This is a genomic window from Shewanella sp. CG12_big_fil_rev_8_21_14_0_65_47_15 (genome assembly GCF_002783505.1).
Taxonomy (GTDB): domain Bacteria; phylum Pseudomonadota; class Gammaproteobacteria; order Enterobacterales; family Shewanellaceae; genus Shewanella.
On sequence record NZ_PFGL01000022.1, the window covers coordinates 23501 to 48959 of the forward strand.

Genomic DNA, 25459 nt, shown 5'->3' on the forward strand with positions numbered 1-25459 from the left:
CTAATAAGTTCAATTACTTAATACTAAACTACGTTGCAGTCCATTTTATGTTCCCTTTACCGCAACAAAAAAGGAGCCTAGAGGCTCCTTCGATAACGGGTACACTCGATACTATCACTTATGCATAAACAGCAAGATGATAATCAGAAAGCGGTTATTTTTTCGCTAAATAGTAGGCGATATCCAACAGCTCGTCGTAGGACTTAATCGCCCCCGTTTCAACACGATACTTACCATTAACCACTAAGGCAGGAACCCCCGTCAGCTTGGCATTTTCCGTATCACGTTTCATTTTAGCCATTTGTGCTTTCACCATAAAAGACTCGGCGGCGGCATCAAAAGCTTTACCATCGACACCATTAGCCACAAAAAGTGCGCGAATATCGGCAAGACTCGTGAAGTGTTGCTTCTTCTCATGGATTGCAGCAAACAGTGCCGCATCCATTTTATCATCGACATTTAATTGGTGTGCCACGGCAAAGGCACGTGACATTTCGACACCCATTTCCTTACCAATAAAATCGACGTGTGCCTGATTGAAAGCCACGTCATCCGGCTTCTCGGCTAAGATTTTTGGTACTACCGTTTTAGAAAAGTTGTAGCAGTGTGGGCAATAGAAAGAGAAAAACTCAGTGATCTCTGGTTTGGCCGTCGCTGGGCCATCGTTAATCACTGTGTAATGTACACCTTCTTGGTATTCTACAGCCGACGCAGCCAGTGGTGCCAATAATAGCGCAGCGGCCATAAGTAATACTTTTTTCATGAAAATTCCTTAAATCAATTGTATAAATGAGCTGGAGCCTAACATATTCTATTTTTCGAGTGTAACTCAAGCCTAAGAGTTCAATCTCATGTCACAAGATACGTCTGTGACATTATTTTTGTTTAATAAGGCACTAGGCTCAGTGGGGGCTCCTCAAGGGCAAAAAGCTGCTCCTTAAAAGCCAAAATCTGTTGCTCCCAATATTTTTCATCCCCAAACCAAGGGAAGTTCATCGGGAAAGCAGGATCCTGCCAACGCCTGCCAATCCAAGCGTTATAGTGCACCATACGCAACGCCCGCAGCGGTTCAATCAAGGCCAGTTGCCTAGTATCAAACTCACAAAACTCTTCGTAGGCCTCGAGTAAAATCTCAAGCTGCATAAGTTGTTGCGCTCGATCACCCGTTAGCATCATCCACAGATCTTGGATCGCAGGGCCCATACGCGCATCATCCAAATCCACAAAACCTGGGCCATCGGGCGTCCATAAAATATTGCCAGGGTGTAGATCCCCATGGAGTCGAATAGCACTAAAACCTTGGCGTGCCCAGATGGCATTCGCCTTAGCTAACACTTGTTCTACCACAGTAAAAAATGCCACTCGCAGGCTTGTCGGGACCAGCTCAGATTGCTTTAACCACGCGAGCGGCTCGGCGCCTAATATTTGCGGATTAAGCGGCTCACGTTCACTGAACGCTTCCTGCCCAGCGTACTGATGCATACGACCGATAAACCGGCCCACTAATTCCAACTGCTCCAAATTATCGACTTCAAAGGCTCGCCCCCCGAGGGAAGGAAACAAAGTAAACCGAAAACCTTGGTAGTAGTGCAAAGTTTTGCCTTCTAACACAAGGGGCACCGCCATGGGAATATCTTCAGCGGCTAAGGCAAGCGCATAGTCGTGCTCTTCTTGAATTTGGGCATCGCTCCAGCGATTAGGGCGATAAAACTTCACCACAAAGCGCAGTCCTTCATCGCTGCGAAATTGATAGACGCGGTTCTCGTAGCTGTTGAGTGCCAGTAGCCCTGTCTCGGGATAAATGCCAAGGCTCTCTATGGCATCTAAGATCAAATCCGGAGTAAGGGCCTGAAAATGAAACTCAGCCCCCTTGTCGCTCTGACTCACGGATAACGAGTTACTTTGGTTAACCAGATTTTGACTCATATTCAGTTCACTCTTAGGTGAGGTTGCAGCAAAGTGGCTAGGTATTCCAACACCTCGAAATCGGCTTCCCGTTCGGTCGAGAGCCAGCAAATGTTGCCGTAAAACTCATAATTGAGCCATAACTGGCTGCCTTCAAATTCTAATAACCATTGATGCCTGTCGGCCCCCCACTGACGCTCACGCACAGTGCAATCGAGCGCCGCGGCTAAAGGTTCGGCAAAATCGGCGAAACTATCGAAATCGATATCCGCACTAACCGCTAAACTTAAGGCACTTCTATCTAAGTTAATGGTATTTAAGCTAATGGCTTTTAGGTGTGTGCTTGGTAATTTCATGCTTGTTATCCAATCAACTACTACATGACATGATTAAACCTTGGCCCCAGTCCGGTGGACGCTTGGCCAAGTCTTCATGTTCAGCGTGTTCGGCAAAGGGCTGGCTCAGGATCTTTTGCAATCTATGCAAGGGTGCCAAATTCCCCTCTTCGACCGCGATAATGGCCTCTTGGGCTAAATAATTACGCAAAATATACTTGGGGTTTACGCTATTACGCTCAGTTTGCCACGCGTTAATATCGGCTACAGCACCCAATCGCTGTTGATAGGCCTGATACCAAGCATCAAATTCACTGACATCGATAAAGTCATCCCGCAACGCACTGTGTTTACTGGTCGGATCTAACTTGCCTAATTGACGCCAAGTCTGGGTGTAATCGAGTCGGTTTTTCTCCATTAACACAGTGAAACGGCCAATAAGCTCCAGATCTTGCTTATCCTGCTCCACCGTTGGCACCTCAAACGCTGGTAGACCTAATTTTGCCCGCATCAAGTGCAAATAAGGTTGTACTAACGCATCCTGATATTGATTGAGCGCGGCGATCAGATCATCAGATGGGATCACAGGTGTGAGCGCTTGGGCTAAGCGTTGCAGGTTCCATAGGCCAATTCCGGGCTGCTGGCCAAAGGCATAGCGGCCTTCGGGATCCGAATGATTACAGATAAAATCTTCTTGGAAAGTATCGAGGAAGGCGAAGGGGCCGAAGTCAAAACTGTCACCCAGAATCGACATATTGTCCGTGTTCATCACCCCATGGGCAAAACCTATTGCCTGCCAATGGGCTATCATTCTGGCGGTATCTTGTACCACCTGTAAAAACCACGCTTTGTAACCCGATGGATCGCAACTCAAGTGCGGATAATGCTGGGCGATAGTGAAATTGAGTAATTGGGTCAGCTTATCGGCGCGGCCACGTTCGCTATGGCAGAAAAATTCAAAATGGCCGAAACGAATATGACTACGGGCTAAGCGCACTGTGATGGCTGCGGTTTCTTGACTCTCACGCCATACGGGTAAGTCAGAACCAATCACAGCCAAGGCTCGGGTCGTCGGCACATGTAAATAGTGTAAGGCTTCTGAGACTAAAAACTCCCGTACCGCTGAGCGCATCACGGCACGGCCATCGCCATGGCGCGAGTATGGCGTAGGACCGCCACCCTTTAGCGCCACATCCCATGCACCATTAGGCCCCATCGCTTCGCCGAGAATGATCGACCGTCCATCCCCTAAACGCGGTGTATAGCCACCAAATTGGTGGCCGCTATACACTTGGGCATAGTAAGTCGCGCCATCGACGGCGGCATTGCCAGAGAGTCCCAGCAATAACTCATCGGTAGGCTGAGTTAAGCCGATTAATTGCGCAGCATCGTCGCTCCAAGCAAGCCAATGGGGATGACTGATACCCTGGGGATAGACTTGGGAATAGAACTCAGGCAGCTGAGTAAAAAAATCCTGTTTGAACTTCATCTCTACCCGCCTATTGGCTCAAACTCTTACACACCAGCACCGACTTATCATCGAGCCCACAGAGGTGCCCACATTGATAAACACCCGCGCCCATATTATCCCCCTGCTTTAAACGCTGCATGCCCAGGGCTTTACTCTGGCATTGTTCTAAGGTGTCGTAATAGCCATGAATATCCTCGGTTTGCAGTGGGACCACAGGTAGGGCACTCACATCGTTATAGTAGAACAGGGTCCATTCGGGCGTTTTAGTGCAAGCACTCAAAAATAATAACCCCAGCATAAGGAACAGCCTCGGCATGGCAAAACTTAGTTTCATCGTATTAACCCATAAAAAAAGCGAACCTTAGTTCGCCTTTTGCGCATTCAGTTAACTGGGATTCTACACCGCCTAGGCGGGGGAAATAACCGCTTTTCGTCTAAGGGTTTATCCCTACAATACACTATTTGCCTTTGCCTGTGCTTTCTCAATCCGATTGATACGGCCCTCAAAGCCAGTGACAGTGCCATCGCTCAACCCAAGCTCTAGTGCTTTACGACAAATGACAATGGCGGCATCGAAGGCTTGGGTATCATTCAATAAGGTTGCTAATTGAAGGAAACCGGAAGATTTAAGCTCAGTGTTTTTATCTTGCTCGGCGCTGGCCACTTGGAACAGTGCAATATACTCTTCGGTTAACTGAGCGCCATAGTTAAGGTAATCCGCCGATTTACGCTGCTTGTAGCACTCAGCGACCATATTTTGCAGCGCGGTATAGCGGGCACTGGCTGACACCGCACTTTGATATTCTTCAAAGGCCCGAACTAAGGTCACATTCGCCCAAACTCCTGGCGCAACAACCTCGGAACGCGTGCTCGATGCCGGCTCTGCTTCGACTTTAACGTCCTCTTGGCTGTCAGTTTGCTCATCTGTAGGCGTAGTGCCTAGAATGATCACCGCCTCTTCATTATGAGCCGCAGGCATATCGACTTCGATAATATCTGTGTCTATCTCCACCGAAATATTCGCTGGGTCGTCAGTCTCACGGGGCATCAATTCGGCTTCAACTTCGATGATAGGCTCAACTTCCACCACGCGAGGGTCCTCTGCCTGCTCAACTGGCTCGGACTCTACCCGCTCGGGTTCAGCAGTCGCGGAGGAAATAGGTGCCTCTTCGGTAGGAACAACAGGTTTTACCGTGGTCGATTTAGGCTTCATCGCCTCTTGTTCTTCTTTCGCCAAACGCTGGGCGCGAAGAAATAAAAACACCCCAACGGCAATCAGTATTAAAACGACAATAACCTTCATTCTTCTTCACCTTTAATGGCAGCTTCCCGCCGGAAGCTGTATCAATTGGCTTACCAGGCCCACATAGCATGTGTGGCTGGCAACGGGTTCTATCCAAAAATTGAGCAGAGATTAACCGCTATTAAAGTCCATAGTGTCAGTGTAAATCAAGTATTTATGCCTTTTTATACGATCTTACGCTCAAATCGTTATAGTAAACTGCTGTAGACTGACGCCTTGCCCCTCCCTTTATCTATGACTTAGAGAATGACTCATTTAAAGTAGAAAAAGCTTATGCAAAAAATACTGATCGTCGCCCACGCGAGTCCCTATGGGACTGAAAAACTGTTTAATAGTTTACGCATAGCATTAGCCCTTAAGGATTATGGTGAACAAGCTGTTGATCTAAAACTATTTTTAATGTCAGACGCCGTATTGGGTGTGCTCAAGCAGCAAACCACACCCGACTTAAGCTATAACCTACAGCAGATGTTCGAAATCCTCTCGGCGCAGCAAGTCCCGATCCTACTCTGTAAAACCTGCGCCCAAGCGCGAGGTGTGACTGTGGACATGATCATCGATGGCGCACAAATAGGAACATTGCAGGATCTTACCCGCTGGACCTTAGATGCCGATAAGGTCATGCATATTTAAAGCATTATTTTGTGCGCATCTTCATAATTTGGCGCTTCTGTTTTGTCAGCGCCAACTTCACTGCCTATTATGGGATATCCGAGTAACACACTAAGGTATTTCCATGGGTTCAGCTGAACTACTGACGGGTAAACTGCTTTACGAACACCAAACGATTGCCGCCATGATGAAAATCTACTGCCGGGCGAAACATCAAGGCCAAGATGCAACGGGTCTGTGTGATGACTGCCTAGCGCTATTAGATTATGCCGCAATACGCCTCGATCGCTGCCCCTATGGCCAAAATAAACCAACCTGCAATAAATGCCCAGTGCATTGCTACAAACCCGCGCAGAAGAAAATGGTCAAAGAGATCATGATTTTCTCGGGCCCCCGTATGCTGTTACCGCATCCCATTCGCGCAATCAAGCACTTACTGGCAGAGCGGACGCCCGTACCAGAATCTGTCCCCGAAGCGGCATCCAATCGACATCAACGTATCGCTATTTCACAGAAAAAAGCTTAGTAACACTTTTGCGCCTCGAATTTCCCTGTTATAACAGGGCTCGAGGAGTCAAAAATGAACGAATTTAATACTTTTTTCGCTCAAGCTTACTGGTGGTTATCATTATTTGGAGGCTTACATTGTCTCGCGTTAGCTATTTATATTCGCTATTTTTACCACGCCTATAGTAACCAAAAGCTGCTCGCAGGTTTCTTAAGTCTTATCGCCCTTTACTTCCTCACAGGTATGCTCAATCGCGATAACTCTCCCATCCCCATACATATTTTATTTAATCTAATTAATCCCATTTATTTCCTACTCATGCCCCTGCTCTATCTATACTGCAAACGCAGCCTAGAGCAAAGCACTGAACCCATTGGGTTTTCTAGACATTATTGGCCTTCGGTCTTCACCTTGTGTCTTGCCATACTGGATATTGCACTGAGGCTTAATCTGCATAAAGATGCTATCTGGTTCCAAGCTGAGTTCTTCCTGTATCGCCAACACATAGATCTTAGCCATTGGGGTTTAGCGCTCCCCTTATTACTCTTTATTCAAACCAGCAGTTACTTTGTGGCGCTGTGGTTTCTGTTTCGGCGATACCAACAGCGCCAGCAGCAACCCATTAATGCGCCACAGGAAACCCTAAGATTAATTCATTTCCGTTGGTTATTTGGCCTGACTTTAGCCATGCTGCTTAACTGGTTAATTCGCGTATTTGTGGTGATACTTCCCTTCTATCTTGGGGACATCCTCACCCCCTTATCCCATGCATTGCCGCGTTTAAGCTTACTGCTGAGTTTTTATTTCCTAGCCGCATATGGCCTTAGACAAATTACCCGCACAGCCTACTTAAAAGGTCATATCGCGGCGCCAGCACCTAAGATTGAGTCCCCAACGACAGAAGTGTTAACGCCAGAGGAATTCGAGTTTATTCAACAGCTTCAGAAAGAATCAAATGAAGCTAACCATAAATCTTCCGAGACGCCCCCCGACACTAAGAACTAAAAGCTCAATTCAGCCTCAAAATTTATATCGCACTCATAAACATATCCACACAAGCTGAACCTAAGCTGATATTTCTTCAGCTAACGCTGTTATTTGTTATCACAAAGAGTAGTCTGATAGCACAAAGACCCGAGGAGGAAACCTATGAAATCATTTTTAACTGTCATTGCCGCATCCATATGCCTGTTCGTAAGCCTTTTTAGCATTCCCGCAGCCCAAGCTGAGGAAAGCTACGATCAAGCCGTAGCCAATTTCCAAAAAGCGAAAGAAACCAGTAAGTTTTTCGACACCGCCTATGGCTATGCCCTGTTCCCCACTGTGGGTAAAGGTGGCATAGGAATAGGGGCAGCCTATGGTAAAGGCCGAGTCTACAAGGGCGGTGTTTATATGGGGGATTCTAGCCTGACCCAAGTATCTATTGGGTTCCAGCTCGGTGGTCAAGCCTACAGCGAGATCATCTTCTTTAAAGATGCTAAATCCTATGATGCCTTCACCAGCGGCACGTTTGAGTTTGACGCACAGGCCTCTGCGGTTGCCATTAATGTGGGCGCAAACGCGCAGGTGGGTACGACGGGGAATTCTGCGGGTGCTGGACAATCCGGTGGCAATCAATCGGCCAAGGGCGCATACATCAATGGTATGGCGGTATTTACTGCGGCTAAGGGCGGCTTAATGTTTGAAGCCGCCCTCGCGGGTCAAAGCTTTAGCTTCGAGCCGAAAGCAAATTAACGTGAAAAGTGGGATGCTTAAAACTAACGGCGAGCCTCAGTGCTCGCCGTTTTTTTCAATCTAAAACCTGTCGATCTCAAAGTAAGTCTGTAGCCATAAACCTGAATGGATCACCCAATTTTGCCTTTGGTTTAGCGTCAAATTTAGTCATGTCCCCAGGGTTTTGGCGGTAAGGCAACGGGCTGGGTTAGATCGAAATCGACTTTAAAATCGCGGTTTTCGCGTTTGAGCTGATAGCTAAAAGTCGTTGGTGTAATCGCCATATGCCACACATTTGTGACCGACTGAGCTAGCCCATTCTTGATGAAGTTATCTATAGAGTCTTTATCGATAGGAAAAGACTGTTTTTGTGTTGTGCCTTCATCCACCGTATCACCGCCATACATAGTCACAGCATCTTCACTCCCGTCTTGGTGCCGATGATCATGTTTCAGCCTGAGCCCCTGCGAAGTCTTGGTTATCACCCAAGTACGTGAATGGTCATCACCCACATGAAATGGGATCTTAAGCTCGGTATCACTGCACTCACGCACATGCATAATCAAGGATTTACCGCTAAAAGCCGAATCAGCGCTATCACCAGAAACCACTTTGCCAGCAAAAGCGTGACCGCAGTGACCGGCAATCTGTGCAAAAAAGCTTTGCTGCTGTTGCGTTAACATGGATTGAGGGGCAACTTGGGTGGCAATAACAGGCATGGCGAGCAAGCACAGAGCTGTAAGCCCTAAACGCTGTCGGGTAAGAATGGACGTCATTGTGTTCTCCATTTTATTCACTAGAAAACAACCTAGCATAGGGGGATAAATTCAAACTGAATTATCCCCCTATGCTTGTATTAGCAATAACCCAACCTATTACCAACCAATATAGGTACGGGAACGGTTACCTAAATGCTTCTTGATAAAGCGGGCCGTAATAATACTGCCCACCATAAGGAAGGTAAAAATCCCCGCAGAAAACAACACACTCGTCACAGCGGAGCCAGGAGGGAAGCGGTAACGTAGTAGTTTAGTGACCACACCAATCAGCATATCGAACAGCGGATGGATAAAGAAAATCGCAAAACTCATCTCGGCGATTGCCACCAACCAAGGTAAACGGCTGCGCCCCGACAACCACTCGCAAAAATTCAATGTCAGTATGCACAAGCAGAGTTTTTGAATAAACTGCCAATCGATACCATTATATTCAAACGGAGCCTTATGGTAATTACCTATGTGTTGCACTATGTAACTCTGTTCAACTAGGCTTACCACCAAGAAAATCATGGCCAATGCACTGAGAATGGAACCGTAGCGCGTCACAATATGTTCATCTTGGGAATATAAAATACCGATCAAATAGAAAGGCATAAAATACACTACCGAGTGGATAAAATTGACATTGCCTATGGGCCTGTGGAGCAGAATAGCCACCACACAACTCAGTACAAATAGCGTCCAACGCATCTGCTGTGAGCAACGGATAAACCACAAAAACAGCGGCGAAAATAAAAATACCGCCATGATGAAGGGAATATACCAATGCGGATACAGGATATAACCGTTGCGCACCGTATAAAATATGCTGAGTAATACTTGGCTAGGCGGCTGCTGTTCCAAAAAAAACCAGCGCAGGCACAGGAAAAATAATCCCACTACGGAGACGACCAAGAAGGGATAAAGCACATTTTGTACTTTATTCTTCATAAACTTACCGTAGTCGAAGTCTTGATAGAAAATTCGGTGGAAGAAGTACCCCGAGATAAACACGAACAAAGCCGTGCCTCCCCTGAGTAAGTTCTCCAGCAGCAGTGGGAACCCTTCTCCAGAGTTATAAATACTGTGACCAAGTACGATAAAAATAATCGCGATGCCACGCATGTAGGTAAATTCGAGCTGATTTTTTCTCATATTAATTCATCGCACAGTAGAGGGTTCGTCCCTCAACAACACTCGCAGAAACCCTTATCGTTCCATGGACTTCCGACTCATTAAATACCAGATACTGCCCTTCACGCTGGAAGGGAAATGCCAAAGGTAACAGAGTTGCCGCCTCAATGCCCTCACAATAATTTTGTAAGGGCACATCTAATAACGCACTACCACTCACATTTAAGTTACTGAATTGTGAACTCATCCCTAGATAAGCTTGGGTTATATCACCTTGATAAGGCACAACATAAAAGCCAGAGCGGATATCACCCACATCGATAAAGCTACTGCTATCACTCACACTCGGCATCACTAATAAGGGCACCTTAGGATCCTGCACATCCTTGAGCAACTGTGCCAATTTTTGCTCGGTCGCGGGATAATAGGCCAACATGTCTTGCAAACGTTTCTTTTGCAAACGATTTTGCCCGACGGGTGGAGTGATAGGTTTAACGCGATTGAGCAACACATCCACGGGTAGCATGCCCGACATGACTGACTCTTTCCAGACATTGGGGTCTTGGGTTAAATCCAACAATACTCCCGCCAATGCCCCGATATTTTCGGCTTCGGCGCTCCAACCGCCTAACATCTGCTGTTGCTGGTAGTAGTTGTGGACATACTGCAACAGTATCGGTTGATATTCTAGGTGGCTTTGGTTTTGGCTTACAAAACGTGCCCCTGCGACTAACTCCACATACTTGGCACTGCCTTCGACTAAGTCATTTAAATAGCTGACTCTGTCCTCATTGGGCGCGGCTTGACGCCACACTTGCAACCAGTATGCCGCATATCCCAACTGCACCGTTTGCTGCTCGGGCTCAGTTAATGCCGCCATCAAGGCATTGAATAGCTGTAGGCGATAAAAGCGTGCATCTAGGTTAAGCGGAAATACTTCACCTTCGTAGCGACGCCCTTCCTCTAGCACTCGCCATTCGGATTGGGCATAAAAATGAAACGCCTCATGCACACTGTTGCCAGCCCAAATCACAAAAGGCAAATCGGCAGTTTTTGTCGTGCTATCAAATTGAATCGTGGGGGACTCGAGCTGAATAAGCACCCCTGCCTGCCCTTGATATTGGGGAAAACCAAAATTAATCGACAAGCCCGAGTGCAAGTTAACCGACTCTAACACACTGTTGTCTTGGAGAATTTCACCACCGGGTTGGCGTAACCAAACATTGCCAGCATAACTAAAGAGATGCACTTTATCGTCGAGGCGAAAACCCGGCCATAGGGTTTCACTACGGCGACTGGTTTGAGCCATAAAATCGAGGTATAGACGGGCGAGTTGTTCCGGAGAGGCCTTATCGGCGAACGCAGGGGTAGCGGCAGAGACTCCTAAAAACCATAGGAACACTACCATAATATTTTTCATTTATTTGCCTAAACACACACAATGGGTTCACAAAACAGCGCTAGCATATAGCGCAATCAAGCAATAGTGAAACGTTTGCAAAAAAATATTTTTTCCTTAAAAAAGCTAAGGTAAAACCCAATCGGCGACTGCTAATAAAATCATATTTTTAGCTTATGAGATGCGCTATTTGCGCTACTAAGACTTAGGCTCTGCAGGCTTATCGCCAAACCACAGCGCTAACTTATCCGCCGCTTGGGATTTCACCTCATCATCAATATAGAGCATGACCATGGTCAGCGCCGCAGCTAAGGCCCCCAAGTCATAGGTAAAGCCCACTAAAGGCGTCAAGTCAGGGATCACATCTGCCCTAAATGCCCAAATGTGAGAAAAAAACGGTTATTTTTGCAATCCTTAAGCATGCCTGTGATTTTGTAAAGAGAAAATATGCATAAAAACGCAAGGGTGCCGTGCGGTATAAATCAAGATATCTATTGTAATAGCCTTTTAATTAAGATTAGCAAGACAGCATAAGATATTTTATGCAAATAACATCATTAAAATAATGCTGACAATATTTATTTTCATAATTTAGACAAAGATACTTAAGTATTGTTGAGTCAATTTAATATTAATAAAATAAGTTAAATTTAAGACCTGATTATTAAAAAGTAAGACATAGGTCATGATTTTATTTATAACTCACATATAAACTCCACTCCGTAATAAAAACCTAACTATTTTCTCTAAGTCATAATGGAGTCGTATATGAAGAGGAAATCTAAAATCATGGCGCATATTAGGCGCACGCGGCATATAATGATGCCAAGCCAACGTGACTATTTCGATCACGCCTTTATCTTCCTCCGCTAATCCTGCGTAGGTAGTAGACCAACTAACAGGTAAAAAGTGGTATTACCCTTATAGACTTACACACTTATTTTACTGCTTATTAAGGTTTATTGTCTCGCCCCCAATCAAAGCATTCTTTTGTTAGTGCAGTAAAGTTGCGGCTAAGTCATTCACTTGGAATAAATTTATCTCTTTTATTCTAAAGCGACTGGTTACCTCATCATCTCTGCATACGGAATAGCCATATCTAAATTAATGCCATTAATATTTTTTAATTAGGTATAGGCACTGTTGTATCCAAAGCTTTTTAAAGTAAAAGGGAAATTAACGATGAAATCATTAAAAGTTGCCGCCAGCTTATCTGTTAGATCTTGTTTTGATATCGACAGAGAAGTGGTCAATGTATTAACCACAGATTTTTGCGATGTGGGAGCGGCTGTAGTCTCAGTTGATGATGTTAAGAATGGTATTGTTGAAAAGATTAAAAACACCGGATTAAAACTGCCGATTTTCGTTTCAGTTTGCTGTGAAGAAACCTTCCCAGATGATGTTTGTTCATCGATTACAGGGGTATTTGAACTCTGCGGTGATAATACCGATTTCTATGGTAAACAGGTAGAAACCGCAGCTCAAAAATATGAGCAAGCGTTATTGCCGCCTTTCTTTGGCACACTGAAAAAATACGTGGAAATGGGTAACTCCACCTTTGCCTGTCCTGGTCATCAGGGCGGTCAATTCTTCCGTAAACATCCCGTAGGTCGCCAATTTTTCGACTTCTTCGGCGAAACGATTTTCCGTGCAGATATGTGTAATGCCGACGTGAAATTAGGAGATTTACTGATCCATGAAGGCGCTCCACTCGATGCGCAAAAATACGCCGCCAAAGTCTTTAATGCCGATAAAACCTACTTCGTACTCAACGGCACTTCATCATCAAATAAAGTGGCCACTAATGCGCTATTAGCGAAAGGCGATTTAGTCCTATTCGACCGCAATAACCACAAATCCAACCACCACGGCGCGTTAATTCAAGCGGGTGCAACACCAATTTATTTAGAAACCGCCCGTAACCCCTTCGGCTTTATTGGCGGTATCGACGCCCACTGCTTCCAAGAATCCTATTTACGGGAACAGATCCGTGCCGTTGCGCCAGAACGTGCCGATGAAAAACGTCCGTTCCGTTTAGCGATTATCCAACTGGGCACCTACGACGGCACTATCTACAATGCTCGCCAAGTAGTTGATCGTATTGGTCATCTATGTGATTACATTCTGTTTGATTCGGCTTGGGTTGGCTATGAGCAGTTTATTCCCATGATGAATGACTGCTCGCCACTCTTACTCGAACTAACCGCCGAAGATCCCGGCATTATCGTGACTCAGTCGGTACATAAACAGCAGGCAGGCTTCTCACAAACCTCACAAATCCATAAAAAAGATAAGCATATCAATGGCCAAGCCAGATATTGCAACCATAAACGTTTCAACAACGCCTTTATGATGCATGCATCCACCAGCCCCTTCTATCCGCTGTTTGCCGCCTTAGATGTGAACGCGAAAATGCACGAAGGCGCGAGCGGTCGTTACCTGTGGCGTGAAGCGGTAAAAGCGGGTATTGAAGCTCGAAAGTTACTGCTCAAAAAATGTAAATATATCAAACCATTCGTGCCAACTATGATAGATGGTCGCCTATGGCAAGATTATGAAACTGAACAAATGGCCGATGACTTACGTTTCTTCGAATTTGAACCCGGCCAAAAATGGCACTCCTTCGAAGGTTATGAAAAAGGCCAATATTTCGTCGACCCTTGTAAGTTCCTATTAACTACGCCGGGTATCGATGCGCAAACCGGCAAATATACTGAGTTTGGTATTCCAGCAACTATTTTGGCTAACTTCTTACGTGAAAATAATATTATCCCCGAGAAGTGCGACTTAAATTCGATTTTATTCCTGATGACGCCAGCGGAAGATATGGCAAAGATGCAACACTTAGTGTCGCAAATATCTCGCTTCGAGAAATTAGTCGATGAGGATGCTCCACTAGCGGAAGTCTTACCTAATGTCTATAACGCCAATAAAGCCCGTTATAAAGACTACACCATTCGTCAACTCTGCCAAGAAATGCATAACCTTTATGTCAGCCATGACGTAAAACAGCTGCAAAAAGAAATGTTCCGCCAGGCGCATTTCCCGAGAAAAGTGATGGACCCACAGGAAGCGAATCTCGAGTTTATCCGCGGCAAAGCGGAATTAGTTCCATTATCACAAATTGAGGGCAGAATTGCCGCCGAAGGTGCACTGCCCTATCCACCTGGGGTGTTATGTATGGTACCAGGGGAAATATGGGGTGGCGCGGTGCAGCGTTATTTCTTAGCCCTCGAAGAAGGCATCAACTTATTACCCGGATTCTCACCCGAATTACAGGGGGTTTATCTCGAAAATACCCCAGAAGGAAAAATCCAAGCCTTAGGTTATGTATTAGCTAAATAACGAATATTGGCTGCGGCGTTAAATAACCCCGCGCTGCGGCCAGTTTCACACTTTATTATAAGTCACATAAATTAGGTCGTTATTATGAGTAAATCAGAGAATAAAATTGGTGTCGTCCAATTAACGATTATCACTATAGTCAATATGATGGGTTCGGGCATTATCATGTTGCCCACTCAGTTAGCCCAAGTGGGCACTATTTCGATTTTATCTTGGCTGGTCACTGCCGCAGGTTCTACTGCGCTGGCCTTTGCCTTTGCTAAATGCGGTATGTTCAGTAAAAAATCCGGTGGTATGGGTGGTTATGCCGAGTATGCCTTTGGCCGCAGCGGCAACTTTATGGCCAACTATACCTATGCGGTTTCGCTGCTCATCGCCAACGTGGCCATTGCCATCTCGGCAGTGGGTTACGCCGCCGTATTGCTCGAAGTCAACTTAAGCCCGATGGCGATTTGTCTTGCCACCATTGGTGTACTTTGGTTGGCGACTGTCGCCAACTTTGGCGGAGCCCGCATTACGGGTCGTGTCAGTAGCGTGACTGTGTGGGGAATTATTCTGCCCGTCATAGGTGTATCTTTGATTGGTTGGTTCTGGTTTGATATCGACCTCTACAAAGGCGCATGGAACCCGCATGAACTGCCCTTTTTCAAAGCCTTAGGCGGTTCAATCGCGATGACCTTATGGGCATTCCTCGGCTTAGAATCGGCTTGTGCTAACTCAGAAACAGTTGATAACCCAGAGAAAAATGTCCCTATCGCCGTCATGGGCGGCACCTTAGGCGCGGCGCTTATCTACATTGTTTCGACTAACGTAATTGCCGGTATTGTCCCCAATGCCGATCTTGCCAGCTCGAACGCACCCTTCGGTTTAGCCTTTGCGCAAATGTTTAACCCTGTAGTCGGTAAGATCGTGATGGCCTGCGCCATTATCTCCTGTACCGGTTCGCTGCTCGGCTGGCAGTTCACCATTGCCCAAGTATTTAAAGCCTCGGCCGATGAAGGTTTCTTCCCGAAAATCTTCTCTAAGGTCAGCAAGGCCGATGCGCCAATTTGGGGTATGACTATTATCGTCTCAATCCAGACTGTGCTGTCACTGATGACCATTAGCCCCTCGTTAAGCAAACAGTTTGAAGCCTTAGTCAATCTCGCAGTTGTGACTAACATTGTGCCCTATATTCTGTCGATGGCCGCCCTTGGGGTGATGCAAAAGCAACTAAAAGTTCCAGCAAATAAAGCCCGCGTCGCAAACGTGATCGCCGTGATTGGCGCCCTATATAGCTTCTACGCCCTTTATAGTTCAGGTGAAACGGCGGTGATGTTAGGTGCAATATCCACCTTCTTCGGCTGGACAATTTACGGGGTGATCTCCAATAAAACCCCAACCGCCAAGATCACCACGGCGTGAGTACAGCTCCCTAGGGAGTCTCACCCATTCATACATAAGCAACTTAACACCCATCCGTCTTCAGGGATCTTAGGCCACAGCGCCTAAGGTCCCCAGACAAAACTTGCCTAATTTAGGTGGAATGATGAAAAAAACATGTCTCGCTTTAATGCTACCTATGCTACTGGCAGCCACCAGCGGCCAAGCAGTTGAACTCTACAAAGATTCAAAAAACACATTAGATTTAAACGGTTGGTTAGGATTCGCGGCACTAAATGACAGCCACGACACCTCAGTGATCGACGATTCATCCAGAGTACGCTTTAGTTTTGAGCGCAGCGAAAAACACGGCTGGACCGCCTTTGCCACTACGGAATGGGGCATAAATATGGTCTCCAGCGACGACAGCCTAGTCATGCAAGGCGGTAAACTCGCCGCCGAAAAAACCGATGATTTCCTCTATAACCGCTTAGGCTATGTCGGTATGTCCCACGATGACTGGGGTAGCCTCAGCTTTGGTAAACAATGGGGCGCCTACTACGATGTCGCTGGCACCACAGATCTGCCTAACGTCTTCGCCGGTTATAGCGTAGGTGCCTACGCCTTTAGCGATGGGGGTTTAACGGGTACAGGCCGTGCCGATTCCGCCTTTATTTACCGTAATAGTCTTGGCCCAGTGCAAATTGCCCTGCAATACGCCGCCAAAACCAATGGCGAGGTCACCTTGAAAAACGATGACGGCAGCGAAATGGCTAATTCAGAACTCAATTTCGACAGCAGTTACGGTGCCAGCCTGACCTACTCACTCACCGAAAAATTTAAGTTGCTCGCCGGTTTTAACCGTGGCGATTTTGAAGGCCACCTAGTTAATACCCAAGTTGATGAAACCAATGAGATTGTCGGCATCGGTGCCATGTACGGTGACTATTATCACTATGCGGAAAATCGCGAGGCGAGTGGTCTCTATGTCGGCTTTAATGCCCATCAGAGTAAGAACAATGAACTGGTTGGCGGCGATCTCTACGATGCCAAGGGTGCAGAGCTGATGACGGCCTATCAATTCGATAATGGCTTTGTACCTATGCTGGTGCTCAGCTATCTGGACTTAGACACGGATGCAACTACACCTATCCAAGGTAATTGGACCCGCCAATTTGCCATGCTGGGCCTGCACTATCGTTACAGCAAGGATACTGTGATGTTCGCCGAAATGAAGCTAGATTTCAGCGACATGGACGATGCAGCCCAAGAAGCACAGCAAGATAACGGCTTTGCCGTAGGGATTAACTACTTCTTCTAAGGCTGGGACTAGTTAGATATTGAGGAATACGGCTCACATTACTCATATCCGTGAGCCTTTTTGAGACTGAGGCGCGGTGCACGTTCCGTCTACAAACGCTCACCACTCTCTCATTGGATGGTCCGCTGGTTTACCATCACCTCTACGCCACTCCAAATGGGTTTACTGGAGTGGCTTTTTTACGCTCGCAGTAACCATCTCGCCCGTTACTTGGCTGGCTGACGTCCCGATGAAGCCTTACCACCCCGAGCCTTATCAGCTCGAGATTGTGCGCCGCCCTTAGCTTGACCGGCTCCCGCCTTAGCACTTGGCTGGCCGAATGGCGCCTTGGCCCCAGGACGGCTCGACTTAGGCGAATTTGGTTTGGCGGATGTGGGCTTGCCCCCTTTAGCGCCAACCTTTGACTCGGTATTACCCTGCCCTTGGGCTGCACCTTTCGCCGCACCTTTAGACTTGCCATCGCCCTTACGTTCATCGAACTGATTACCCGAGAAGCGTGTCAGGGCTTTTTGCCCTTGGTTAGCATCCTTCATCCATTTTGGTCCGCGCTCATTACGTCCTTCCGGCGGTACCAGATGATTCGGGCTATTACCGATCAAGTCTTCACGCCCCATGGCAATCAAGCCTTCACGGATAATAGGCCAACCGGCTGGGTCATGGTAACGCAGCAGCGCCTTATGCAGGCGGCGTTGGCGGCCCTTCTTCGGCACAGGCACGACTTCGCTGGTGTGCTTGACGTTTTTCAGCGAGTTTAACTCGGTATGATAAATGGTCGTCGCATTTGCCATCGGTGAGGGATAGAAGTTTTGCACTTGGTCGAGCTTGAACTTACGCTCCTTCAACCACAGGGCGAGGTTCAACATATCCTCGTCGGTCGTGCCCGGGTGCGCCGAAATAAAGTAAGGGATCAGGAACTGCTCTTTACCCGCTTCCTTGGAAAACTTATCGAATAGCTCTTTAAACTTATCGTAGGCGCCCATGCCGGGTTTCATCATCTTGCTGAGCGGCCCTTCCTCGGTATGCTCGGGGGCGATTTTTAAATAGCCGCCCACATGATGTTGCACTAACTCTTTGACATAGGCGGGATCTTCGATCGCCAAGTCGTAACGCACACCCGAGGCGATCAAAATTTTCTTAATGCCAGGCACGGCGCGGGCGGCGCGGTACAAGTCGATCGTGTGTTTATGATCTGTGCCTAAGTGGCCGCAAATCGAGGGGAACACGCAGGATAAACGGCGACAGGTTTTCTCCGCTTTCTCGCTAGTACAGCCGAGGCGATACATGTTGGCAGTGGGGCCGCCTAAATCGGAAATCACTCCAGTAAAGCCAGGCACTTTATCCTGAATATCTTTGATTTCTTTGATAATAGATTCTTGCGAACGGCTCTGAATAATCCGTCCTTCGTGTTCGGTAATCGAGCAGAATGAACAACCGCCAAAACAGCCGCGCATAATGTTGATCGAGGTTTTGATCATGTCATAGGCAGGGATTTTTTCCTTGCCATAGATAGGATGTGGTACACGCTGATAGGGTAAATCGAATACCGCATCCATCTCATCGGTATTGAGCGGCCAAGCGGGTGGATTGACCCATACACCACGGTCACCATGGGGCTGGAATAGCGCGCGGGCGCAGCCGGGGTTTTGCTCTTGATGCAAAATCCGTGAGGCATGGGCGTATAAGTATTTGTCCTCAGAGACCTTTTCAAAGGCTGGCAAAAGCACATAGGTTTTATCCCATGGCTTAGGTCGTGCAGGCTGCACGCTGATAGGTTTTGGCGCCTCGTTATCGAAGATCTTCACATCCGAAGGGCCAGATAAATTGGCACAACCGACATCGTCGGCACCATAGGGATTCGGGATAGGATCAATTTTATGTAACTGATCGATCTTGCGGGAATCCATGCCGCGCCATTCGGGCATAGGTTCGCGGCGAATAACCGCGGTACCTCGCACATCGTGCAGATCGTTAATCGACTCACCCGCCGCTAAACGGCGCGCCACTTCGGCCAGTGGGCGCTCGGCATTGCCGTACATCAAAATGTCGGCCTTGGCATCGAAAATCACGCTGCGACGCACTTTGTCCGACCAATAATCATAGTGAGCAATACGGCGCAGACTCGCCTCTATGCCACCGATAACCACGGGCACATCTTTAAAGGCTTCTTTACAACGCTGGGTATACACAGTGACCGCGCGGTCGGGGCGCTTACCGCCCACATCACCCGGAGTATAAGCATCATCACTGCGGATCCGGCGATCGGCGGTGTAGCGGTTGATCATCGAATCCATATTGCCGGCGGTGACACCAAAAAACAGATTCGGGCGACCTAGTTGCATAAAGGCATCTTTGCTCGACCAATCGGGCTGGGAAATAATTCCCACGCGATAACCCTGGGCCTCTAGCATACGGCCGATGACCGCCATACCAAAGCTGGGGTGATCCACATAAGCGTCACCTGTGACAATAATAATGTCGCAGCTATCCCAGCCGAGCTTATCCATCTCCCTGCGGGACATAGGTAAGAAAGGCGCAGTGCCATAGCACTCTGCCCAATATTTGGGATGACTAAACAGTGTGGATTCAACTTGCATCGATTTTGACCCGAAAGCGTAATGTCAAACAAAGGCACAGCGAAAAAAACGCCGCGCCTATTTAGGGACGCGGAGTATAGCAGGCAAAAGTGGTTAAGTGCGATTAAAAAAACACCAATCAAGGTGTTTTTCAGGGTATTTCCGCCTAGGCAGCAATACCCTTAAATCGGCTATGGATATGGCTTAGGGGCGAGGGAGCTATGCCATGGCGCCTATAGGCTCTGTGCAAAATGCACTAGGTTCACCAAAGCCAGCGCAATGATCACGACCCAGGTCAGTAACACTCCCCAGAAACGACCAAAATGATAACCGCCCTTGCCTTGAGTAAGGCCAATAGCATGGAGTAACCGCGCCACAATCCACACAGTACCAAAACAGTGCAAATAGAATGCGGCTAAACCCCCCATTTCCGCGAGCATCATTAGGATCAATGCGATAGGTGCATTTTCAATCAAATTAGCATGGACACGCCCCGCCAACACTAGAACGCTATTGCCGCCATCACCCAAACCAATTTTTTGGCTTCGTCTTAATTTCACCACCCGATAGGCCAAAGCAACTATCAATAAACCCGTCAAGCTGGCGTACAAACCAGTAACCATCAAAGGCATGTTCCATTTCCTCGTCGAAAAAAATCGACTATAGCCCGAACCGCAAAATTTCAGCAATTTATTTGTATTAAGGTTAAAAGCCATTAACCTTTTAGCGACAAGATAGGTTAATATGCGCCCGTGCTCCCTAACAACTTTAGAAACAGTGAATACCCCGATTGGATAACGAAGAGTTTATCGAAAAGCGTAAATTTATCATAAAGCTAGGTAAGGCTTTACATAAATTTGGCACACCCGCTTACCGCCTTGAGACCCATCTACAAACCGTAGCGCGCACCTTAGGTATCGAAGGGTATTTTCTGATCTCGCCAACGTCGATGACCTTTGTATTACAGCACGATACAGATCAAGAATATAACCATGTGGCTAGGGTTAAACCCGGCGAACTCGATTTAGGCTCACTCGCCCGCACCGATGAGTTAGTCGATGAACTCACCTCGGGCAAACGCACCCTAGCCGAAGCCTTAGACAGGCTCGAAGAAATCGCCAATAAGCCCAACCCCTATGGCCCAGCATTAACCTGTTTTTCCTTTGGCACCTCGGCAGCGGCCTTCGCCATGTTGATGGGCACAGGTTGGAACGATGTGTTTTGGTCGGGCCTATTGGGCCTGCTCGTTTACGGCTTTGTTTACCGTGCCGAACGTTCGGCCCGCATGACCGAAGTGCTTGAGCCCTTTGCCACTATCACCTGTGCCATTGCCGCCTGCGCCATTGCCCGCATCGACCCTAATATCAATATTCCCGTGGTGATCCTCTCCTCGATCATCATCTTTATTCCCGGTTTAGCCTTAACCTTAGGCCTAGCAGAACTGGCCGCACGGGATTTAATCTCGGGCACGGCGCGGATTATGGATGCTAGTATGCTGTTGTTTAAGCTGTACTTTGGTGCTGTATTGGGAATGGCAATTGGTAAAGCCTTCTTTGGCGAAGCCATTCATATCGAGCCTGAGGGGTTGCCCCGCTGGGCAATTTGGTCGGCGGTGCCCATTTTATCCATGGCACTGGTATTTATCTTCAAGGCTCGCATGCAGGATTCCCCTTGGGGTGTGCTCGCGGGGATTGTCGCCTTTTTCTCCGCCATGCTGGGCGGGCATTTTTTTGGTGACTCTGTGGGGATTTTCTTTGGCGCCCTCGCGGTGGGGATTTACTCTAATCTATTCGCCCGTTGGATGAAGGCACCCGCCTCTATCGCCCTGCTGCAGGGGATAGTTATCTTAGTGCCCGGCAGCAAAACCTATATCGGTCTCAATGCGCTTATTTCGGGCGAGACTATGCTCAACCAATCCCATATTGGCTCGCAGATTTTTTTAATCTTTATGTCGCTGGTCGCTGGGCTTATCTTCGCTAACGTAGTCGTCCCTCCCAGACGAACATTATAGAATAATATGATCCTGGCTGGAGCCCATGCCCAGCCTCATTCTTAAGTTAACCTTAAGTAAAATCATCATCTTATTAAAATGTTTCCTTGACTAATTGCCACTTCCTGTGTGTTATTAAATTGTGAATTGCAGAGTGAGTACCATACCGCTGCAGTCGTCAATTCCATGGGAGTGAGCTTTTATGCAGAAATTCATCCAGTATGCATCCATCCTATCTTGTTGCATTGGCAGCCTAGTGAATGCCGCTAGAGCAGATGATGCCGCTGACACTGCCCCCCCAAAAAACCAAGAGGCTAAAAACGTCAGCAAGATAGTGGTCGTGAGTAATCCTATCTTTGATGAATCCGCTCCCGATGCCTTTTTTATTCACCGCTGGGCAAACTACCTGCATATCAACACCAAAGAATATGTCGTTCGAGATAGGCTTACCTTCGGTGAAAATGACCAAGTCACTCAAAAAGATCTCGACGAATCCCAGCGCCTGCTACGCGCCGAACCCTATATACGTGACGCTAAGATTTATATTGCCGAAAAAGATCCGCAAGCCGACATCACCCCAGAGGATGAATCCATCGTCATCGAGACTTGGGATAACTGGTCATTATTGCCCACGGCGAGTTTTAGCAGTTCGGGAGGCGATACTCGATACTCCTTCGGGATAAAGGAAGATAACCTGCTCGGCACTGGAATACGCACACGCTTAAAGTACCAGTCCGATGAGTCGCGCACGGGTTACAAATTTGCCTTTGAAGCCCCGATCAGCATTATCGAACATGGCATAGTCGCCGCCGAGTTTTACGATAACAGTGATGGTCAAGCCAAGCATGTGTATGTGAGCAAACCCTTCTACGCCCTTGATACACAAACCATGTACTCGGCGGAGTTTTTGGACGATAGTCGTATCGATACCCTGCGGCAGAACGGCCAAGATCTGAATGAGTTTGCACACAATGTCGACTACCTCAACCTGCAGTACGGTTGGTTAATTGATAAAAATACTGACAATCTTTCCCGCGTCATCACAGGCTTTACCCAAGATAAACATGAATTTGCCAACTTAGACACCTACCCCAACTCTGATCTTCCGCAGGACAGGGACTTTATGTACCCTTGGGTGGCCTATGAGTTTATCCAAGATGATTTTCATGTACTGAACAATGTCCATCTGATCACGAATAACGAGGACTTTAATTTAGGCTGGTATCACTATCTGCAATTTGGCATAGAAACCAAAGATATAGAGGATAACAGCCCCCTCGGCTACCACCTTAAGTGGCAAAGTAGCGCGGGCTACAAGTTTGACGATCAGCTGTGGTTATTCGAAATGGGCGGTTCCAGTACGTTAGGGACGACTCAAGCAGACACCTATCAACTCAATGCCCAAGCCGAGTACTTCTACCAAATCAACCCCAAATGGACAGCCTATGGTAAGGCATGGGGCAGCATCTCTGACAATACTTATCTGGATCTCACAACGGGGCTGGGGGATGAAACCGGCGTGCGCGGTTATCCCAACGATTACCAACTGGGTGACAACCAATGGTTACTGACCGCCGAAATACGCAATTACCCCAATATTAATCTGTATCAGTTGGCAGAGCTTGGTTGGGCCGTTTTTACCGATCTCGGTCAAGCCTCGGGTGGACCACTGGCCGAAAATAACGAAGTCAGTGGCCCACTCGGCAGTGTTGGGATAGGAGCCCGCATTTACTCTTCACGCTCCAGCTACGGCAACGTCGCCCATATTGACTTTTCCATCCCCTATACCGGGGGAGATTCGGTGAATAGCTGGGAATGGCGTGTCTTAGTCAAACAAAGCTTTTAATGCGTTTGTTTATCAGAATACCGCCCTCAAAAGCGTCCATAATGGGTCTCAGAGGTAGGCTAGGATCCTAAAGTTTAAAGTTAAGTGTATTTAGAATCTGGTATCGCATCCAATACAATTGAAGTGTATTTATTTGGCTCTATGAGCCGCACTCCTAGTGCTATATCCACGGTATTTATTGAAGCATACATGGTGACCGTGTTAAGTGTTCATATATAAGCTGTCTATATTAAGGTTTAATGGCATTGATTGAAGCCAATGCCTAAGTGAGTCAATAGTTCTACCGCCGCAAGGAACGAGCGTCCGGCGCCGCGGGCGCGTTGTAAATTGCTTTGTTATAGCTTTGCATATTCTCTTGCTATTGTTTGATTGATTTCAGTTGCCAACGTTTGAGCCTGACGCATAGTACGTTGTACCGACTCCCAATTAGCCCAGTGCTGTTCCCATTTTTCTTTGCCAACCACCGATTCAAAATCAACTTTTGTTGGTTCTAGCCACGTCTCATATTTTTGCAGTTTTTCGATGCGCTGCTTAAGATCTGGTACGCCTCTAGATTTTGGTGACAACTTTGCAGAGCTTGTAATCCAAGCATGCCAAGGCTTATTGCCCTTTGATTGATTGCACTTACCGCAAGCAGGAACCAAATTATGAATTTCGGAAATATAGCCCGTTGGCTTTTTGTTAAGCACTAAAGGCCGCAAATGATCCCACTCCGAAGCAGTAGCCCCACAGTATGCACATTGGAAACTATCGTGATCCATGCCAAGAATATCAAGGGCGTTTTTCACTTGCTCATTTGTCGGAACAATTATCGGAATAATTGAGTTTATAAATGAATTGGTGATGCTTGACGATCTTCCCGTGATTTTCATCGGGGTTGGCATCCTGAATAATGATAAGTAATCCATAACTCTTCAGCTATAACGCCCGCAGTGCGCGCGGCTTTGTAGTAGAGGCGTAACCGCAACGAAAAAGTCGTCGCCGTCCCTGTGATTGTTAGACTTTTTTGGCATGTAGCACCTCCATAATAAAGACCACCAAAGTGTGTGCAGCGTTTACAACAAGCCGTGCCTCTGCAACCACAATACTTGGTGGGTTAGACCCGCGACCATGAGCAGAGCCAATGTGAGACCGAAAGGCTCCTACACCATCAATGATTGAAGAAATACCTTTGAGCACTTTGTGCTGATCAGCAGCCAGAGTGACATCGGTATTCAGTGCAAGGTGTGGCTGAACGATGCCCCACAGTGGCATCACATTAAGTTTACTTGGCATAGCTAGCTCATCGAAGCTTTCGATGTAGAACTTTAGCGTGGCTTCGATAATTGAACAGGATGCGGTTACTGATGTGTGAGGATCACTTTGGATATGCTCAATTGCTCTTTCAAATTCCTTTTCAATGGATGAGAAATCACCTGATCTCAGATAGTCTTCCAGAGTTTTAGTAATTGGCGTTGAGCCAGCTTTCGTCACGTACCCATTGGTTCGATAGACCAGCTGATTTTTCGCTAATGCGGCATTAATTCTCGCTTGGCCTTCGGTCACCTTGGTTGATATTGGCCCACCAAAAAGTGAAGAGGAAGGCTCCTGATCCATGTACTCCTGAATCACAGCGCCTAGAACTTCTAGCGCATCAGTTTTAGGATCTTCGTTGCAGCGCTTTAGCCAGTTACTGCACTTCTTTTCGCAATTACCCTCAGGAACTTCCCCCGGCGCTCCACTTTCCATAAAGAGCGTATCAAGCTTGGAGTGACTGTGATAATGATCAGCGATTACAAAAGCTACTGCTCCGATAACCGAATTTGGTATTTGATGATTCAAACTCGAGCCTCCGTGAACCTAACGCTCGCCACAAACTTGAGCAACGTGTTGCAAGTGGAGCGT

24 protein-coding genes are annotated in these 25459 nt (G+C 47.2%); 10 read left to right on the plus strand and 14 right to left on the minus strand.

Annotated features, from left to right (window positions below):
* Positions 1-154 precede the first annotated feature (154 nt).
* From COW15_RS06665 to COW15_RS06690, 6 genes are all read right to left on the minus strand, one after another.
* Complete coding sequence (locus COW15_RS06665; RefSeq protein WP_293631121.1) at positions 155-763, minus strand: thiol:disulfide interchange protein DsbA/DsbL; 609 nt, start codon at positions 761-763, stop codon at positions 155-157.
* A 122-nt stretch (positions 764-885) separates the two neighbouring features.
* A complete protein-coding gene (locus COW15_RS06670) occupies positions 886-1926 on the minus strand; it encodes a serine/threonine protein kinase (RefSeq protein ID WP_293631122.1) in 1041 nt (346 codons plus the stop codon).
* A 2-nt stretch (positions 1927-1928) separates the two neighbouring features.
* Complete coding sequence (locus COW15_RS06675; protein WP_293631123.1) at positions 1929-2261, minus strand: DUF3630 family protein; 333 nt, start codon at positions 2259-2261, stop codon at positions 1929-1931.
* A gap of 13 nt (positions 2262-2274) precedes the next feature.
* Positions 2275-3729, minus strand: a complete 1455-nt coding sequence (locus tag COW15_RS06680) for a protein adenylyltransferase SelO (protein ID WP_293631124.1) — start codon at positions 3727-3729, stop codon at positions 2275-2277.
* A 10-nt stretch (positions 3730-3739) separates the two neighbouring features.
* Positions 3740-4045, minus strand: coding sequence for a hypothetical protein (locus tag COW15_RS06685; RefSeq protein ID WP_293631125.1), 306 nt, complete (start codon positions 4043-4045; stop codon positions 3740-3742).
* A 114-nt stretch (positions 4046-4159) separates the two neighbouring features.
* A complete protein-coding gene (locus COW15_RS06690; RefSeq protein WP_293631126.1) occupies positions 4160-5014 on the minus strand; it encodes a hypothetical protein in 855 nt (284 codons plus the stop codon).
* Positions 5015-5287: 273 nt separating this feature from the next.
* On the opposite strand from COW15_RS06690, the gene COW15_RS06695 reads away from it, so the two are divergent.
* From COW15_RS06695 to COW15_RS06710, 4 genes are all read left to right on the plus strand, one after another.
* Positions 5288-5647 carry a DsrE family protein gene (locus COW15_RS06695; RefSeq protein WP_293631127.1) on the plus strand — a complete coding sequence of 120 codons (360 nt, stop codon included), beginning with the start codon at positions 5288-5290 and terminating at the stop codon, positions 5645-5647.
* A gap of 103 nt (positions 5648-5750) precedes the next feature.
* Positions 5751-6152 carry a nitrous oxide-stimulated promoter family protein gene (locus tag COW15_RS06700; protein ID WP_293631128.1) on the plus strand — a complete coding sequence of 134 codons (402 nt, stop codon included), beginning with the start codon at positions 5751-5753 and terminating at the stop codon, positions 6150-6152.
* Between the two features lie 54 nt (positions 6153-6206).
* Positions 6207-7139, plus strand: coding sequence for a hypothetical protein (locus COW15_RS06705; RefSeq protein WP_293631129.1), 933 nt, complete (start codon positions 6207-6209; stop codon positions 7137-7139).
* 144 nt (positions 7140-7283) lie between these two features.
* Entirely contained in the window at positions 7284-7868 is a 585-nt protein-coding gene (locus COW15_RS06710; protein WP_293631130.1) for a YSC84-related protein, read from the plus strand.
* A 143-nt stretch (positions 7869-8011) separates the two neighbouring features.
* On the opposite strand, the gene COW15_RS06715 is transcribed toward COW15_RS06710, so the two are convergent.
* The 4 genes from COW15_RS06715 to COW15_RS06730 form a co-directional block, all read right to left on the minus strand.
* The gene (locus COW15_RS06715; RefSeq protein ID WP_293631131.1) at positions 8012-8623 is read right to left on the minus strand and encodes a hypothetical protein; all 612 of its coding nucleotides are present in this window, start codon (positions 8621-8623) and stop codon (positions 8012-8014) included.
* 99 nt (positions 8624-8722) lie between these two features.
* Positions 8723-9760 (minus strand): acyltransferase, encoded by a 1038-nt coding sequence (locus COW15_RS06720; protein ID WP_293631132.1) that lies wholly within the window; start codon positions 9758-9760, stop codon positions 8723-8725.
* Between the two features lies 1 nt (position 9761).
* Positions 9762-11159 carry a hypothetical protein gene (locus COW15_RS06725; RefSeq protein WP_293631133.1) on the minus strand — a complete coding sequence of 466 codons (1398 nt, stop codon included), beginning with the start codon at positions 11157-11159 and terminating at the stop codon, positions 9762-9764.
* A gap of 177 nt (positions 11160-11336) precedes the next feature.
* Positions 11337-11501 (minus strand): hypothetical protein, encoded by a 165-nt coding sequence (locus COW15_RS06730; RefSeq protein WP_293631272.1) that lies wholly within the window; start codon positions 11499-11501, stop codon positions 11337-11339.
* Positions 11502-11927: 426 nt separating this feature from the next.
* On the opposite strand from COW15_RS06730, the gene speFL reads away from it, so the two are divergent.
* The 4 genes from speFL to COW15_RS06745 all read left to right on the plus strand — a co-directional run bounded on the left by speFL (position 11928) and on the right by COW15_RS06745 (position 17166).
* Positions 11928-12011, plus strand: a complete 84-nt coding sequence (gene speFL, locus COW15_RS20745; RefSeq protein ID WP_363699977.1) for a leader peptide SpeFL — start codon at positions 11928-11930, stop codon at positions 12009-12011.
* A 309-nt stretch (positions 12012-12320) separates the two neighbouring features.
* Positions 12321-14483, plus strand: a complete 2163-nt coding sequence (gene speF, locus COW15_RS06735) for an ornithine decarboxylase SpeF (protein ID WP_293631134.1) — start codon at positions 12321-12323, stop codon at positions 14481-14483.
* 84 nt (positions 14484-14567) lie between these two features.
* Positions 14568-15887 (plus strand): putrescine-ornithine antiporter, encoded by a 1320-nt coding sequence (gene potE / locus COW15_RS06740; RefSeq protein WP_293631135.1) that lies wholly within the window; start codon positions 14568-14570, stop codon positions 15885-15887.
* A gap of 124 nt (positions 15888-16011) precedes the next feature.
* Entirely contained in the window at positions 16012-17166 is a 1155-nt protein-coding gene (locus COW15_RS06745) for a porin (RefSeq protein WP_293631136.1), read from the plus strand.
* 206 nt (positions 17167-17372) lie between these two features.
* Here the strand turns inward: COW15_RS06745 and COW15_RS06750 are convergent, their stop codons facing one another.
* Entirely contained in the window at positions 17373-19760 is a 2388-nt protein-coding gene (locus tag COW15_RS06750) for a YgiQ family radical SAM protein (RefSeq protein WP_293631137.1), read from the minus strand.
* Positions 19761-19972: 212 nt separating this feature from the next.
* On the minus strand, positions 19973-20371 hold the full coding sequence (locus tag COW15_RS06755) for an MAPEG family protein (protein WP_293631138.1): 399 nt from the start codon (positions 20369-20371) through the stop codon (positions 19973-19975).
* Between the two features lie 158 nt (positions 20372-20529).
* Here COW15_RS06755 and COW15_RS06760 point away from each other — a divergent pair, with 158 nt between their 5' ends.
* Together COW15_RS06760 and COW15_RS06765 are read left to right on the plus strand one after the other, a co-directional pair.
* Positions 20530-21750, plus strand: coding sequence for a threonine/serine exporter family protein (locus tag COW15_RS06760; protein ID WP_293631139.1), 1221 nt, complete (start codon positions 20530-20532; stop codon positions 21748-21750).
* Between the two features lie 181 nt (positions 21751-21931).
* The gene (locus COW15_RS06765; RefSeq protein ID WP_293631140.1) at positions 21932-23575 is read left to right on the plus strand and encodes a hypothetical protein; all 1644 of its coding nucleotides are present in this window, start codon (positions 21932-21934) and stop codon (positions 23573-23575) included.
* A 335-nt stretch (positions 23576-23910) separates the two neighbouring features.
* Here COW15_RS06765 and COW15_RS06770 read toward each other — a convergent pair whose 3' ends face one another.
* Entirely contained in the window at positions 23911-24447 is a 537-nt protein-coding gene (locus tag COW15_RS06770; protein ID WP_293631141.1) for an HNH endonuclease, read from the minus strand.
* A gap of 124 nt (positions 24448-24571) precedes the next feature.
* Positions 24572-25396, minus strand: coding sequence for an abortive infection family protein (locus COW15_RS06775; RefSeq protein ID WP_293631142.1), 825 nt, complete (start codon positions 25394-25396; stop codon positions 24572-24574).
* Between the last annotated feature and the right edge of the window lie 63 nt (positions 25397-25459).